Annotated in this window: 13 protein-coding genes; 7 read left to right on the forward strand and 6 right to left on the reverse strand. The window is 49.5% G+C overall.

Annotated features, from left to right (window positions below):
- Nucleotides 1-43: 43 nt before the first annotated feature.
- The 5 genes from L0156_06155 (at nucleotide 44) to L0156_06175 (ending at nucleotide 3,189) form a co-directional block, all read left to right on the forward strand.
- Nucleotides 44-685 carry a hypothetical protein gene (locus L0156_06155; protein ID MCI0602578.1) on the forward strand — a complete coding sequence of 214 codons (642 nt, stop codon included), beginning with the start codon at nucleotides 44-46 and terminating at the stop codon, nucleotides 683-685.
- Nucleotides 669-1,040 (forward strand): transcriptional regulator, encoded by a 372-nt coding sequence (locus L0156_06160; protein MCI0602579.1) that lies wholly within the window; start codon nucleotides 669-671, stop codon nucleotides 1,038-1,040. The genes L0156_06155 and L0156_06160 overlap by 17 nt, the downstream gene beginning before the upstream one ends.
- A gap of 154 nt (nucleotides 1,041-1,194) precedes the next feature.
- A complete protein-coding gene (locus tag L0156_06165) occupies nucleotides 1,195-1,911 on the forward strand; it encodes a hypothetical protein (GenBank protein ID MCI0602580.1) in 717 nt (238 codons plus the stop codon).
- Entirely contained in the window at nucleotides 1,890-2,372 is a 483-nt protein-coding gene (locus L0156_06170) for a secondary thiamine-phosphate synthase enzyme YjbQ (GenBank protein ID MCI0602581.1), read from the forward strand. The genes L0156_06165 and L0156_06170 overlap by 22 nt, the downstream gene beginning before the upstream one ends.
- A 28-nt stretch (nucleotides 2,373-2,400) precedes the next feature.
- Nucleotides 2,401-3,189 (forward strand): hypothetical protein, encoded by a 789-nt coding sequence (locus L0156_06175; protein MCI0602582.1) that lies wholly within the window; start codon nucleotides 2,401-2,403, stop codon nucleotides 3,187-3,189.
- A gap of 44 nt (nucleotides 3,190-3,233) precedes the next feature.
- Here L0156_06175 and odhB read toward each other — a convergent pair whose 3' ends face one another.
- The gene (gene odhB, locus L0156_06180) at nucleotides 3,234-4,472 is read right to left on the reverse strand and encodes a 2-oxoglutarate dehydrogenase complex dihydrolipoyllysine-residue succinyltransferase (protein MCI0602583.1); all 1,239 of its coding nucleotides are present in this window, start codon (nucleotides 4,470-4,472) and stop codon (nucleotides 3,234-3,236) included.
- 3 nt (nucleotides 4,473-4,475) lie between these two features.
- Entirely contained in the window at nucleotides 4,476-7,256 is a 2,781-nt protein-coding gene (locus tag L0156_06185) for a 2-oxoglutarate dehydrogenase E1 component (protein MCI0602584.1), read from the reverse strand.
- 55 nt (nucleotides 7,257-7,311) lie between these two features.
- Here L0156_06185 and L0156_06190 point away from each other — a divergent pair, with 55 nt between their 5' ends.
- Nucleotides 7,312-8,964, forward strand: a complete 1,653-nt coding sequence (locus tag L0156_06190) for a peptidase (GenBank protein MCI0602585.1) — start codon at nucleotides 7,312-7,314, stop codon at nucleotides 8,962-8,964.
- A gap of 4 nt (nucleotides 8,965-8,968) precedes the next feature.
- Here L0156_06190 and L0156_06195 read toward each other — a convergent pair whose 3' ends face one another.
- The 3 genes from L0156_06195 to L0156_06205 all read right to left on the reverse strand — a co-directional run bounded on the left by L0156_06195 (nucleotide 8,969) and on the right by L0156_06205 (nucleotide 11,653).
- Nucleotides 8,969-9,202, reverse strand: coding sequence for a hypothetical protein (locus tag L0156_06195; GenBank protein ID MCI0602586.1), 234 nt, complete (start codon nucleotides 9,200-9,202; stop codon nucleotides 8,969-8,971).
- 85 nt (nucleotides 9,203-9,287) lie between these two features.
- The gene (locus tag L0156_06200; protein MCI0602587.1) at nucleotides 9,288-10,628 is read right to left on the reverse strand and encodes an MHS family MFS transporter; all 1,341 of its coding nucleotides are present in this window, start codon (nucleotides 10,626-10,628) and stop codon (nucleotides 9,288-9,290) included.
- A 191-nt stretch (nucleotides 10,629-10,819) separates the two neighbouring features.
- A complete protein-coding gene (locus L0156_06205; protein MCI0602588.1) occupies nucleotides 10,820-11,653 on the reverse strand; it encodes an ankyrin repeat domain-containing protein in 834 nt (277 codons plus the stop codon).
- Between the two features lie 73 nt (nucleotides 11,654-11,726).
- Here L0156_06205 and L0156_06210 point away from each other — a divergent pair, with 73 nt between their 5' ends.
- Nucleotides 11,727-14,453 carry an insulinase family protein gene (locus L0156_06210; GenBank protein ID MCI0602589.1) on the forward strand — a complete coding sequence of 909 codons (2,727 nt, stop codon included), beginning with the start codon at nucleotides 11,727-11,729 and terminating at the stop codon, nucleotides 14,451-14,453.
- On the opposite strand, the gene L0156_06215 is transcribed toward L0156_06210, so the two are convergent.
- Nucleotides 14,454-14,703, reverse strand: a 250-nt coding sequence (locus L0156_06215) for a tyrosine-type recombinase/integrase (protein ID MCI0602590.1), incomplete at its 5' end; no start/stop codon positions are given. It lies immediately after the preceding gene.

Below are 14,703 nucleotides of genomic sequence, written 5' to 3' on the forward strand. Positions count from 1 at the left end.
GCACTTTGTATTGCAAAGTAGTTTGTAATGGTATAGTATTGGAATGATGCGAACGGTTCAGGAAGCTCTGCGGCAGGTACAGGAGTTGAAAAAAAAAATCCTGGAGAAACAGCGATTCAAGGGTTATTCGGGGCGCGCACGGGCCATCTCCGGAACGCTTGCTCTTGGGGCTGCCGGCATTCTTGCTTCTCCCTACTGGCCCGACACGCACCTGGCCCATTTTGCAGGCTGGGCGATTGTTTTTGCTCTCGCTTGCTTGCTGAACTTCGGAGCGATTCTGTACTGGTTTCTTCGAGACCCGCTTGCAAAACGAGATGTGAGAAGACTAAGGCCGATTGTCGATACGCTGCCTCCGCTTCTTGTTGGTGGAATTCTTACTTTGGGTCTTGTGCTGCAGGATTTGTATAGCTGGCTCTTCCCTGTCTGGATGTCCCTTTTCGGGCTCGCTAACCTCGCTTCCAGACATGTTCTTCCTCCTGCCATTTCGATTATCGGATTGTTCTACATCCTTGCCGGCGCGCTGCTTCTTTTGATCGGACCTTATCCCTTCACCAATCCATGGCCGATGGGAATCATCTTTTTTGCCGGAGAGTGGATGGGAGGAATCGTTTTGCATTTTGATGCAAGCGATTCCATTGCTGATTTTTTTCATCGCAAGGAGAAATTCAATGCCCAAAAGAGATAATCCTTACGCGGCACTCAATAAACTGTTTCATGAACCGAATCGTCTCGCGATCGTCTCCGCGCTTTGCAATGCGACTGAGGGAATTACATTCAATGAATTAAAACAGGAATGCAATTTAACAGACGGCAACTTGAGCCGCCACCTGCGGTCGCTGCAACACGCCCGCATCATCCGGATCCGGAAAACTTTTGTTCAGTCAAAACCCCAAACGACGATCTATTTCACCGAGCGAGGGCGGGATAGTTTTGTGCGGTACCTGGAGGCACTCGAAGAGGTATTGCTGAAGGCGGCCGAGTCTCTGGGCGGCGAAAAATCGACTTCAAACCAGCCCCTTCAAAAACCGGCCAGGGCCTGAATTTGAAAATCAACGCACTCCAAATGAGCTTTGGCATTGACTTTGCATTACCAAGTACTTTGCAATTGTTTAAAAAACGGAGGAGTAATTCGTAAAGATACCGGACACAGCATCAGCCTGGATCGAATATTTTGAGACGAATGCAAACAATCTTTTGCCGGTCCCCTGGCATTTGACCGAAAGGATTTCGGATCTTGAATGGGAAACGATTGCGGGTTCGATCCGCGTCTTTCAACTGGGAGAAAACTCCGAAGGAAGATCGTTGATTTCCCTGACGCGTCGCTTTGCTTTGCAGCGGCAGGATAACGAGCTCGAAGAAGCGATGACAAAATTCATTAGAGAAGAGCAGCGGCATGCGAGCTGGCTTGGAAGATTCATGGATCAAGTGCAGATTTCGAGGGTAACCGGGCACTGGTCCGATCACGTTTTCCGGCATCTGAGACGTCTCTGGAATCTGGAAGTGAGCCTCGCCGTTCTGTTAACCGCCGAACTGGTGGCAAGGGTGTATTATCACGCTCTCTATCGCGCAACCAGTTCCGCGATTCTTCGTCCGATCTGCCGGCAGTTGCTGCGCGACGAAGTGTTCCATGTGTATTTTCATACACACCTGCTCCGGAAAATCAGAATTCAACGTCTACCAATTCTTAATTCGCTCTGGAATTCATTGTACCGTTTGTTTCATGCTGGAACTCTCCTCATTGTATGGGCCGGACATTCTCGGGTGTTGCAGGGTGGAGGATTTTCATTCCGCCAATACTGGAGAGCTTCCAGGCGATATTGCGAGCGAGCAATCGGTTTATTGCAGCCAGTCAGAAAGAACGCAAATCAATTAGTTGGCAGGAGGAATTTATGTGGAATCAGGCCATTCTGATGAACAGAAACGATTCATTGAGAATCCATCATCAAGTTCTGCAATTTCAAACGCGAGGTTGTGCGGAATTTTTGGATTGTACGGAAGCTTTCAGAACATTTTTGCAAGCTTCCGGAGTTCGCGAAGGGATTCTAAATATTCAGAGCAAACACACCACTGCGGCCGTCCTCATCAATGAAAATGAGCCGTTGCTTTTGCAAGACCTGCAACGAATGCTGGAGAGGCTCGCACCACAACAGGCGGAATATCTTCACAATGATTTCCGGATCCGCACTGTGAACATGACGGACAAAGAGGACCGCAACGGGCACTCTCACTGCAAAGCGATTTTTCTTCCGACTTCTCAAATGGTGAACGTTGTGGATGGAAATCTGGATCTGGGAAGATGGCAGCGGATTTTTCTCCTGGAGCTGGATCAGGCAAAAGAACGGAGTGTGTCGGTTACTGTCATCGGGATGTAACGGCGAGGTCGTGTATACTAATCCACCGATGCAGTGGACGCGAATCAAGCAGATTAACGCGAGTTCCGGAGTTCCCGAACAGGGATACACCGAGTACCACCGTCAGATTTCTTCTTCCCGGATTCGGCATCCACGCGATGTGATTGTCTGGCTTCCCCCCTCTTACTACAAGGACCACAGAAAACGTTATCCGGTGCTGTATATGCATGATGGTCAAAACTTGATGGATCCAAATACGGCATTCCTTGGTGTTGACTGGCGCGTCGATAATGCTGCGGCATATCTAATTCGCCGCAAAAGAATGAAGGAAATTCTGATAGTTGGAATTTATAACACGCCAGATCGTGAACAGGAATATACGGGTTCGATTGCGGGACACAACTATGTGGATTTTGTCATCCAGGAATTGAAACCGCTGATCGATACAACCTACCGCACAAAAACGGACGCCGAGAACACAGGCGTGATGGGATCTTCCATGGGGGGACTTATCTCTTTCCTTTTTGCGTGGTGGCACCCTGAAGTTTTTTCGAGAGCTGGATGCATGTCGAATTCTTTCTTCTGGAATGACTATCAAATTTTTAAGGAAGTCAGCGAATATGACAGGCCGAAAAAACGTGCGCGCTTTTACCTGGATGTGGGAAGCAAAGAGGTTTTTCTGAAAACCGGCTATCTGCGAATGATCGCGCTGTTACGAAAAAAGGGCTATCGGAAAGGTGTAGACCTTCAGCATTATCTGGTCAAAGGCGCATCGCACGATGAAAAATCCTGGGGAAAGCGAGTCTGGCGCCCCCTCACCTTTCTGTTCGGTCCTTAATTGAAACCGCCAAGACGCCAAGGCGCCAAGAGAATTTTTAAAGTTTACATCTCAAGCAGAAGGGAAGCAGGGTCTTCGATAAAGGCCTTGATGCGGGCGAGGAATTGAACGGATTCGCGGCCATCCACGACGCGATGATCATAGCTTAAAGCGATATACATCATCGGGCGAATCGCAACCTGGCCATTGAACGCCATGGGCCGGTCTTCAATCTTATGAAGGCCGAGAATGGCAACCTGGGGCGGATTCAAGATCGGAGTGCTCATGAGGGAACCAAACACACCGCCATTCGTGATCGTAAAAGTGCCACCACGCAAATCCTCCAACGTTAGAGCCCCGCTATTCGACTTCTCCACGAATGAACGAATCGCCAGCTCAATTTCACTGAATGACATACGGTCTGCATCGCGGAGAACCGGCACGACGAGACCTTCTTCAGCGCCGATTGCAATACCAATATCGTAGTAGTATTTCAGTAGAAGATCGTCATCCTGGAGCTCGGAATTGATTTGCGGAAATTCCTTCAAAGCTCCGATGGCTGCTTTTGTAAAAAAGGAAACGATGCCGAGGCCAACTCCGTATTTCTTCTGGAAAGTTTCCTTATGCCTTTTCCGTAAATCCATCACCGCGCTCACGTCGACTTCGTTATAGGTCGTCAACATGGCTGCGTTGTGTTGCGCTTCCACCAGCCGCTTCGCGATGGTGCGTCTCCTTCGCGAAAGTCGATGGCGCTCTTCTCGTCTCGTTTGAGAAGGCGCAGTTGGAGCTGGCCCAGGAGTTGCCGCCGGTGGCTGCGGAGCCGGTGCAGGTTTTTCCGGTGGTGCTTTTTGCTGTTCTATAAAACTCTGGACATCCTGCAGGGTGATCTGATTTCCAGAACCGCTTCCTGAAACTTGTTTCAAATCCACGCTATGTTCCTGTGCCATCCGGCGCGCTGAGGGAGTCGCTTTTGTTTTATCGGGAGGTGGCGTAGGAGCAGGCTCAGCGCTCTGCGGGCGGGACGCCTGCGGTACATCCGCTTGCGGTTTTTCCTCACCAGCGATTGCGTCCGATATTACGCCCAGGATATCACCAATCTTCACATCCTCTCCCTCTTTTCGCTCGATTCGAGAGAGTTGGCCGGCTCTTTCAGCGCCCACTTCAAGATTCACCTTGTCGGTTTCCAATTCCACCATCGGTTCTCCCGGTTCAACTCGATCCCCTTCCTTTTTCAGCCAGCGCGCAACTGTCGCTTCCACAACCGATTCTCCCAGTGAAGGCACCAGAATTTTTGTTTCACTCATGCTCTACACCTTTACCGCAACTCGAGATTCAATTTGAAATGCTTTTTCAATGAGCTGCTTTTGCCGGAGTGTATGCCGGGCCGCTGAACCTTCTGCGGGACTCGCTTTTCTATTTCTCCCGATGTAACCAAGCGCGCAACGCCCGCGCAACAAGTCCTGCAACAGCGGGCGCAAAAACATCCATGCTCCCATGTTTTCAGGCTCTTCCTGGATCCAGACAACTTCTTCGATTTGCATGTAAGCCTCCAGCACTTGCTCCAGTTGTTCCTTTGGAAATGGATAAAGTTGCTCCAGACGAATGATGGCAATCGGCAAATTCTCTTTTCGCAAGTCACTGGTCATCAGATCCACGTACATTTTTCCGCTGCACAATAGAATGCGCTTCATCGAATCGGCTTGTTCTCTGGCTTGAGCATCATCAATAACAGGAAGCCAGCTTCCTTTTGCGAGATCACGCGCCGACGAAACCGTCATGGGATGGCGCAACAGACTCTTTGGAGTCATCACAACCAGCGGAAGAGGATCCGTTTTCAGCAACAGAGCCTGCCGGCGAAGGAGATGGAAATATTGCGCGGCGGTTGTGCAATTGGCAACGCGTATGTTTGTATCGGCTGCAACTTCCAGAAATCGCTCGAGTCTTCCAGTCGAGTGGTCCGGTCCCTGTCCTTCATATCCATGTGGAAGTAGAAGAACCAGAGAAGGAGTTAATCCCCATTTGGATCGCGCGGAGACCACAAACTCATCGATGATCACCTGGGCGCTGTTGATGAAATCGCCGTACTGAGCTTCCCAGAGCACCAGCCGTCCCGGTTCTTGCACGTTATAACCGTATTCAAAACCCACGGCAGCGGCTTCGGAAAGCGGGCTGTTTCGAATTTCAAAGGCAGCTTTCGCCTGCGGCAAAGCTTGCAGTGGCGTAAAAATGGATCCGTTCTCCACATCATGGAATGTGGCGTGCCGCTGACTGAACGTGCCCCGCTCCGCATCCTGTCCGGTCAAACGAATCGCAATCGCTTCCTCCAGAATGGATGCGAAAGCAAGATCCTCTGCAGCAGCCCAATCAATGGAAGATTCATCGGGATCGTCCAGAGTTTTCCGTTTTCGCTGCATCGCGCGTTCAATTTTGCGATGAAGATGGAGGCCTTCCGGCAATTCGAGCAGAGATTCATGGAGCTTGCGTAAACGTTCCAGTGGGACTGCCGTTTTTACACGCTTGGCTGCCCCCGGTGGAGGCGGACTCGGAAGCGGCTCCACCAGCGCTTCTTCCGCTTTCAATGCTTCCAGCGTTTGTTGCAGCTCATCCATTCCTTTTCGTACCAGGTCCTCCGCCGCAGCAACATCGTAGATTTTTCGCTCCGCCAATTTCTTCGCCCAGATTTCCCGAACGCCCGGATGCTTTTCAATAAGCTGATACATCAATGGCTGTGTAAATGCAGGTTCATCCCCTTCATTATGGCCGTAACGGCGATAACCGATGAGATCAATCAAGAAATCCTTTTGATATTTTGAGCGGTAAGCAAAGGCAAGACGGGCAGCTTCCATGCATGCCTCGGGATCATCCGCATTCACATGCACTACCGGAACTTCAAATCCTTTTGCCATATCGCTCGCGTACAACGTGCTGCGTCCGGCTTCCGGTAGAGTTGTGAAACCGAGCTGATTGTTCGCGATGATGTGGATGGTTCCTCCGGTACGATATCCGGGAATTCTGGAAAGATTCAATGTTTCCGCAACAATTCCCTGTCCGGGAAATGCAGCATCACCATGAATCAGAATGGGAAGCGTCACTCCGTGATTGAATTTCGGAGCGCCACGGTGATCCACATGAGTTCCGGCCGCGCGCGCCATTCCTTCCACAACAGGATTGACCGCCTCTAGATGGCTTGGATTCGGCGCCATGCTCACAATCAGATTAGCGGTTGCTCCTTCCCGCAGACTTCTCCTTGCTCCCGCATGATACTTAACATCACCCATCCAACCGAGATCATCTTCAAAGATCGTTTTTCGCACCGGATCTTTGAACTCTGCAAGCAATTGCACATAGGGTTTATTCAAAACATGCGCCAGCACATTCAGCCGGCCGCGATGCGCCATCCCGATCAGGATGTGCGTCATCCCAAACTCGGCGGACGCTCCGAGTACTTCATCCAGGATCGGAACCATCATGTCCAGGCCTTCCAGCGAAAAGCGGGTCTTTCCTGGAAAAATACGATGCAGAAAACGCTCGAAAACTTCCACCTTCGTCAGCAGTTCCAAAAGCTCTTTGGCTTCCGCAGGATTGTTTGATCGAAACCTTCCGGACTCCGCAGCCTGGCGTAACCAGTCCCGCTCTTCGGGGGAATGAACGTGATCATAATCGTAGCCGGTCGTGGAAGAATAAACTCTCCGCAGAGCCTCAATGGCCTCCCGGGCATTGGCGCAATTCTGGGAGAGAGGACCGCGTATTAAATTCGCCGGTAGCTGAAGCAAATCATTTTCAGTCAGCTCATACGTAGACAATTCCAGCGCCGGATCCCCAGGACGCTCACGCCCCAGCGGATCGAGTTTCGCAGCAAGATGGCCATGTTCACGGATCGCAGTCGCCAAAACGACAGTAGCGACAATCTTATCCACTGCGGCAGCCGATGGCATTGTTGCCACGGCAGTTTCAGCGGAATCAGGACGCCAGGATTCGAAAAATGCGCGCGCGGAAGGGTCCACAGAGCCGGGATCCTTCAAAAAGCGTTCATATAACTCCAGAATGTAACCGGCATTCGGACCATGGAATTCCTTCATCCAATCCATAATCTTCCATTATATAAAGAATATCCTGTACTAAAATAGCGACACCGGAGGATCCATGAAAAAGCTGATTTGGATGGTTGCATTTCTAATTTTAAGCGTGGCTGCTGCAAAAGAGCCACGACAGGTTATACCGGAGCTGAAAGAACGAGTGAAGGAGCTCCCCAGAACGGTAATCGATTATGACCGGAGTCTCTTGAATGATAAGGAAAGGAAGGTGGTAGCTGGACTCATCGAAGCATCGAGCTACATTGATGAGATTTTCTGGCGTCAGGCTTCGGAAGAGAATCCGGCACTAAGAAAAGAATTGGACACGCATCCGGATTCTCTCGCCAAACAATACTTTTACACAATGAAAGGAAGATGGGACCGGGTTCATCATAACGAACCTTTTCTGGGGCCATTCGGAAAAGCAGGTGAAAAGCCGCAAGGTGGAGGCTTTTATCCGCTTGATATGACGAAGGAGGAATTTGAAAAATGGATTGCTGACCATCCGGAGGACAAGGAGAAATTCCAGGGGTTGAATAATGTGATCCGGAGAAAAGAGGGGAAGCTTGTGGCGGTTCCGTATTCGGTATATTACGCAGAATTCTTGAAGCCCGCGGCTGCAAAACTGCGGGAAGCCGCGGCGTTAACCGACAACCAGTCACTGAAATCATTTTTAACCAAGCGCGCGGATGCTTTTTTGTCGGATGACTACTATGAAAGCGACTTCGCATGGATGGATCTTGATTCGAACATTGAAGTGGTGATCGGACCGTATGAAGTTTACGAAGATGGTCTGTTCAACTACAAAGCAGCTTTTGAATCCTTCGTGACTGTAGTGGATAAGCAGGAGAGCGAAAAACTAAAAGTGTATGCGTCACATTTGCCGGCCATGGAAAAAAAATTGCCGATGCCTGATGAACACAAAAATTTGACCCGGGGAACCGATTCACCGATCAAAGTGGTTCAAGAAATCTTTACGGCTGGCGATGCCCGGCGCGGAGTTATGACAGCGGCATTCAATCTGCCCAATGATGAAAAAGTACGGGAAGCGAAAGGTTCCAAGAAAGTCCTGTTAAAGAATGTTATGCAGGCAAAATTCCAGAAGACGGGCGAACCAATTGCAAAAAGAGTTCTGGACCCGTCCCAGGTTTCACTCTTATCCTTTGATGCGTATTTCAACCACACCCTCTTCCATGAATTGGCGCATGGTCTCGGACCGGGAATCATAACAGGACCGGATGGAAAGAAAATTGAAAACCGTTTGCTGCTGAAGAATCTCTATTCTGTGATTGAAGAATGCAAAGCGGATGCGCTCGGTGTCTGGACGCTCTTGTATGCGATCGATCAGAAACTTCAGACCTCCTTTGATAAACCGACTCTCTACGTGACTTACGCCGGCTTGATCTTCCGGCTGATGAGGCATGGAATTGAAGAGGCGCATGGCAAAGCCAACGCCATCCAGTGGAACTGGTTGCGAGAAAAAGGGGCCATTGCAGAAGGCACAGATGGAAGATTCAAAGTTGTTATTGAAAAAATGCCCGAAGGAATTCAATCCCTTTCCAGTGAGCTTTTGATGATTGAAGCAACCGGAGATTTCCCCAGAGCTCAAAAGATGACAGAAAAGTACGGAAAATCAAATCCGGAAATCGAAACCATCAACGCTCAGTTGAAAGACCTTCCCGTGGATATCAGTCCCATTTTCTCCGCCGCCGGAGAAAAATAGAACTTTATCGTCTATCTTTGAGGCCCATGACGCCGGCGGCCTCGGCGCAGTGAACGCAGCAGAACATTTTCCCATGGTCTTCGACGCCATGGCCAACGATGCGGCAGCCGCAGTGGTTGCAAACCGGCGCAAGCATATGAATGGCGCATTCAAAGCTATCAAATGTGTGTGTTTTCCCCGCAAGAATCACCTGAAAAGTTTTATCGTAATCATTCCCACAACTATCACAAACAGGCATGATTTCATCCTCCTGAGTTGAAGCTATGACGCTGGAGTCGAATTGGCAACCAGGTGAAGATAGCGACTGAAGTCGCTACTACAAACTAGGAACGAAGCTCATCCCAGAGTTTGACGTGTTTTGTTTCGCGAATGTAGAGTGATCCAACGATAAAAGTCATTGCAGCGACCGAAATGGGATAGATCAAACCGGCAAAAATGTTACCGGTTACGGTAACAATGGAGGTGGAGATAAATGGGGTCAAACCACCAAACCAGCCATTGCCGAAATGATAGGGGATAGACATCGAAGTATAGCGAATGCGCGTAGGAAAGAGTTCTACCAGAAATGCTGCAATAGGTCCATACACCATCGTGACGTAAATCACCTGAATAAAAATAAGGACCGTGAGTATGGGAATATTCGGACTCACACCGCCACCTGAAAATCTGTGCATCGCTTTGTAGATGGGGTAATACGTAATGGCCGCAATCAAACAACCGGCCATCATTATTTTCTTCCGCCCGATGCGGTCCGATAACTTTCCAAAAACCACAAAAAAAGGAGTTGCAGCAAGAAGCGCGATAGCAACAATGATATTGGCAGTGACAAAATTTATTTTCAGCGCTGTTTGCAAAAAGAACAAACTGTAAAACTGTCCGGTGTACCACACAACGGCCTGACCTGCCGTCGCTCCGAGCAGTGCCATAATCATCAGCTTGCGATTTTCCGGATTGCGAAAAGTCTCCGACAGCGGTTTCCGGGAGGTTTTGCCGGCGGCCTTCATTTCCGCAAACAACGGTGATTCCTTCAGCTTCATTCGTATGTAATAAGACATCGCCACAAGGAGAACAGATAGAAGGAAAGGAATTCTCCATCCCCATTCCTTGAATTCCGCTTCACCGAGTGACAGCCGTGTGATCAGGATGATCCCGAGCGATAAAAAGAGTCCGAGAGTTGCTGTCGTCTGAATATAGCTCGTGTAATAACCACGTTGATGATCGGGCGCATGCTCCGCAACATAAGTCGCTGCGCCACCATATTCCCCTCCCAGAGCAAGACCCTGAAGAAGTCGCAGACTCACCAGAATGATCGGGGCGAAAATTCCGATTTGACCATACGTCGGAAGAAGTCCAATCACTGTTGTGGCTCCGCCCATAATCAAAAGCGTTAAAAGAAAAGCGTACTTACGGCCCACCAGATCACCGATTCGTCCAAAGACAATGGCGCCGAAAGGACGCACCAGAAATCCTGTTGCGAATGTGGCGAGCAGCACAAGAAATTGAATTGCCGGATCTCCTGGCGGATAAAAAAGCGGAGCTATGATCGTTCCAAGGCTTCCAAAAATATAGAAGTCATACCATTCGATCATCGTGCCCGCAGAAGATGCTGCGATTACCTGCCAGATTTTAAGGTCGGGCGTCTTTACAGTATTTTGTGAATTCATTCGCAGTTACCCTACACTACTTCCGACGTAAAGAAAAACAGGAAGAGACGAGTGACACCGCAAAAGGAACGGCAAAGTTCAACAGGAGTCGAACGGTACTCGGTAATGCGACGGCAGATGAGAAAAGAACGTCTGACATGTTGATGAAGGTTAATAGGGAACCGACTACCATCGAAATCAGGAGGGCCCGCTTAATCATTACCGCTTAGAATCTTAGCAACGTCCCGGCGATTGTATCGCTTCGCAAGTTGGAGGGCCGTAAAACCCTCAAGATCTTTTGCGTCCAGAAGCGCTCCTTGCTTCAACAGTAACCGTACAATCTCGACATGACCGCGTGAGGCTGCATTCATCAGTGGTGTTTTTCCTTTTCCCGTTTTTGCATTGATATCGGCCCCTGCCTCCAACAAAGCTTTGGCCAGTTGGACGTTGCCGCGATGCGAAGCATGGTGCAAAGCAGTTACACCGTACAAACCTTTGCTATTTACGTTTGCCTTCGCTTCAATCAACGCTGTACCGATTTCGGTAAAACCCCAGATTGCCGCTTCCAGCAGAGGTGTGGCCCCCTTTTCATGCGCCACATCCGGATCAGCTCCCGATTTCAACAGCGTACGTACCGCTTCAAGATGGCCGAATCCAACAGCCTGAGTAAGAGCCGTTCCCTGACCATGATCTCTCTCATTAACGTTGCTTCCTGCTTTCGCAAGCTCATCAATAACCTCAGCACGGCCCACCGCCGCGGCGGCGATTAAGGCTGTCCAACCTTTGTAATCCTTTAAATGAACATTCGCGCCGCGGTCCAACAACAATCGAACGGTGTCTACATGCCCTCCTTCGGCAGCTTCCATCAGCACCGTTAATCCTTCAGACGTCCTGTGATTCACGTTGGCGCCTTTATCAAGCAGGCCCCGAACAATCTCCGTTTGTCCTGCAGCAGCAGCGGCCATTAAAGCAACATCATTGTCTTCCGCCACGAAAGCGATCACAGGATAAAGAAAAATCAGAACAGCGATTGCCGTTAGTTTCATTTGCTTTATCTTATACCTCTTGAACATTTTCTGAGATAATCGGTATTCTACGTTCTCAGGAGGAATATGTCCGATGAAAGTCTATTCCCTAACATCTTCCATCGCTTTTCTTTTATTATTAACGACGGTTTTACAGGGGGCTTCCTTGCCAGAATTGAAGTTTGAAAAGTATACGTTGCCGAATGGTCTGGATGTAATTCTACATGAAGATCATTCGATTCCCATGGTCGCGGTCAATGTGTGGTATCACGTTGGCTCGAAGAATGAAAAGCCGGGTCGTACCGGTTTTGCGCATCTTTTTGAACACATGATGTTTCAAGGATCCAAACATCACGACAAAGAATTTTTTGAGCCATTGCAAAAAGTGGGCGGGGCAATCAACGGTTCCACGAACGAAGACAGGACGAATTACTGGGAGAATGTGCCAAGCGATCAGCTGGAGCTCGCGCTCTGGTTGGAAGCGGACCGAATGGGTTTTTTGCTGCCGGCGATGACCAAAGAGAAGCTCGATAATCAGCGGGATGTCGTAAAAAATGAGCGTCGACAGGGGCTTGAAAATCAGCCTTACGCAAAAGCATACGATCTGATCCCTTCACTTCTATATCCGAAGGATCATCCCTATTCCTGGCCGGTAATTGGGAGCATGGCGGATCTAACTGCCGCATCCATGGAAGACATATCGGAATTTTTTAGGACATATTACGCTCCCAACAATGCATCTCTTTGCGTTGCCGGCGATTTTGATCCTGCGGAAGCGAAGAAGCTGGTGGAAAAATATTTTTCATCCATTCCCGCCGGTCCACCTATCGATCGTTTGGAAGCATGGAGTCCGAAACTGGAAGGAGTGCGTCGCGCAGTTCAACAGGATCAGGTATCACTTCCCAGATTGTTCATGGTCTGGCATAGTCCGGCGTCCTACACGCCCGGTGACGCCGAGATGGATATTCTTTCCGGCATTTTGACGTTTGGAAAAACATCACGACTCTACAAAGCGCTCGTTTACGATCAGCAGATTGCGCAGGATGTATCGTCCGCGCAGTTTTCACAGGAGATTGGTTCTGTCTTTTTAATTCAGGCAACAGCACGGGAAGGTCACACATTGGAGGAGTTGGAAAAAGGGATCGACTCGGAGTTGATCAAGCTCTTCGCAAAAGGGATCACTCCGGAAGAATTGAGTCAGATGCAAAACGTTTCCGAGGCTCAATTTGTGCGTTCTCTTGCTCTGGTGGGTGGATTCGGCGGCCGGGCGGATCGTTTGAACGAGTACAACACATTTCTCGGAGATCCGGGCAAGTTGGAATGGGACAGGGAACGCTATTCAAAGGCCACCACAGCAGGCGTGGATCGATATACGAAAGACACTCTGGACCTGAACAGGCGCGCGATTTTGTACGTTGTGCCGCAGGGCACCCTCCAGGCGTCGGAAGGCAAATTGGATCGCAACGTGCAGCCGAAAAGCGCCGGGGAACGAAAATTTCAGCCGCCGGCAATTCAGCGAGCAAAGCTTTCTAATGGGTTAGAAGTGATGCTTGTGGAAGATCACAAACTGCCACTTGTGCAATTGAATCTTGTTTTCAAAAGCGGATGGGCGGCCGATCCGCAGGAACGTCCGGGCGCGGGAGCATTGACCGCGGAACTTCTGGATGAAGGAACCATAACACGGACCGCCATTCAGATATCGCAGGCAGCGCAAGCGATCGGAGCGAGTTTCGGCACGTCAAGTTCTTTCGATGGCGCAGTCGTTCAATTGAACGTGCTGAAAAAAAATCTGGATACGGGACTCGTGCTGATGTCTGATGTTGTTTTGAACCCGACTTTCCCGAAAGAAGAATTGGAGCGGCAACGAAAAATATATCTCGGTAGGATTCAACAGGAAGCAAAGGATCCGTCCGTTGCGGCAAGGAAAACATTTATGCGGGCGCTGTACGGTTCCTCTCATCCTTACGGGCAGCCTTATACAGGATCAGGCACAGAATCTTCTATTCAAGCGATTCAACGCGAGGATCTCGTGGGTTACTACAAGGTAAATTATGTGCCAAACAATGCCACAGCGGTCGTTGCTGGAGACATCACGCTGGAAGAGGCAAAAAGAAAATTGGAAAGTGCTTTCAAGTCCTGGGAACAGGGAAATGTGCCTGAGAATCAAATACCGGACCCGCAAGCGCCTGCAAAGACAAAAATTATTCTTGTGGATAAACCCAATGCGGCGCAGAGCGTTATTTATGCAGGCCATCTTGGAATCCGGCGCAATGATCCGGATTACATGGCTTCGCAAGTGTTAAACCGCGCTTTTGGCGGGAAATTCACCAGCCGTATCAACATGAATTTGCGTGAAAACAAAGGATATTCGTACGGTTTGCGCTCCTCCTTCATGGATTCGCGCGGAGTGGGAGCATTCTGGATTGCGGCGCCTGTTCAGACACAAAGCACAAAGGAATCGATCACGGAAATCATCAAGGAGCTCCGCGATCTGGCGGGGGATCGACCGTTAACTGCCGACGAGCTTGCTGATGCAAAAGACAACATTGTCAAAGGATTCCCACAGCAATTTCAAACTCTGTCTTCGATTGCAAGTTTGATGAGTGAATTGGTCCTCTACGATCTTCCCGAAGACTACTGGACCAAAAGCATGAGCGAAATCAATGCAGTCACAACTGATATGGCATCCAAAGCGGCGAAACAACATTTGCAGCCGGACGCATTGATGGTTGTGGTTGTTGGAGACCGGCAGAAAATCGAATCGAAAATTCGTGAGCTGAATCTGGGCGAAATCGAAATCTTCGATCCGGCTACGCTGTAATCAGTCGAAATCAATTGGACTCTGAATTTCCCGGGTACTTTTCAAGATATGTGTGTAGATCATAGTTGTGTTTATATCTTTATGGCCGAGTAGTTGTTGAATCCTTCGGATGTCGTATCCCTTTTCCAAAAGATGAGTTGCAAAGCTATGACGAAAAGTGTGGCAACCACCGGGCTTTACGATTCCTGATGCGCGTACTGCGGCTTTTACTGCGCGTTGAAGGAGAGTTTCGGAAACGTGATGGCGGCGC

It is taken from the genome of bacterium, from assembly GCA_022616075.1.
Taxonomy (GTDB): domain Bacteria; phylum Acidobacteriota; class HRBIN11; order JAKEFK01; family JAKEFK01; genus JAKEFK01.

What these genes read in the sequence shown, in the direction of transcription:
- L0156_06170 (MCI0602581.1), top strand. Translation starts at nt 1,890, where the DNA reads ATGTGGAATCAGGCCATTCTGATGAACAGAAACGATTCATTGAGAATC.
- L0156_06175 (MCI0602582.1), top strand. Translation starts at nt 2,401, where the DNA reads ATGCAGTGGACGCGAATCAAGCAGATTAACGCGAGTTCCGGAGTTCCC.
- L0156_06155 (MCI0602578.1), top strand. Translation starts at nt 44, where the DNA reads ATGATGCGAACGGTTCAGGAAGCTCTGCGGCAGGTACAGGAGTTGAAA.
- L0156_06200 (MCI0602587.1), bottom strand. Translation starts at nt 10,628, where the DNA reads ATGAATTCACAAAATACTGTAAAGACGCCCGACCTTAAAATCTGGCAG.
- L0156_06185 (MCI0602584.1), bottom strand. Translation starts at nt 7,256, where the DNA reads ATGGATTGGATGAAGGAATTCCATGGTCCGAATGCCGGTTACATTCTG.
- L0156_06205 (MCI0602588.1), bottom strand. Translation starts at nt 11,653, where the DNA reads ATGAAACTAACGGCAATCGCTGTTCTGATTTTTCTTTATCCTGTGATC.
- L0156_06190 (MCI0602585.1), top strand. Translation starts at nt 7,312, where the DNA reads ATGAAAAAGCTGATTTGGATGGTTGCATTTCTAATTTTAAGCGTGGCT.
- L0156_06160 (MCI0602579.1), top strand. Translation starts at nt 669, where the DNA reads ATGCCCAAAAGAGATAATCCTTACGCGGCACTCAATAAACTGTTTCAT.
- L0156_06195 (MCI0602586.1), bottom strand. Translation starts at nt 9,202, where the DNA reads ATGCCTGTTTGTGATAGTTGTGGGAATGATTACGATAAAACTTTTCAG.
- odhB (MCI0602583.1), bottom strand. Translation starts at nt 4,472, where the DNA reads ATGAGTGAAACAAAAATTCTGGTGCCTTCACTGGGAGAATCGGTTGTG.
- L0156_06210 (MCI0602589.1), top strand. Translation starts at nt 11,727, where the DNA reads ATGAAAGTCTATTCCCTAACATCTTCCATCGCTTTTCTTTTATTATTA.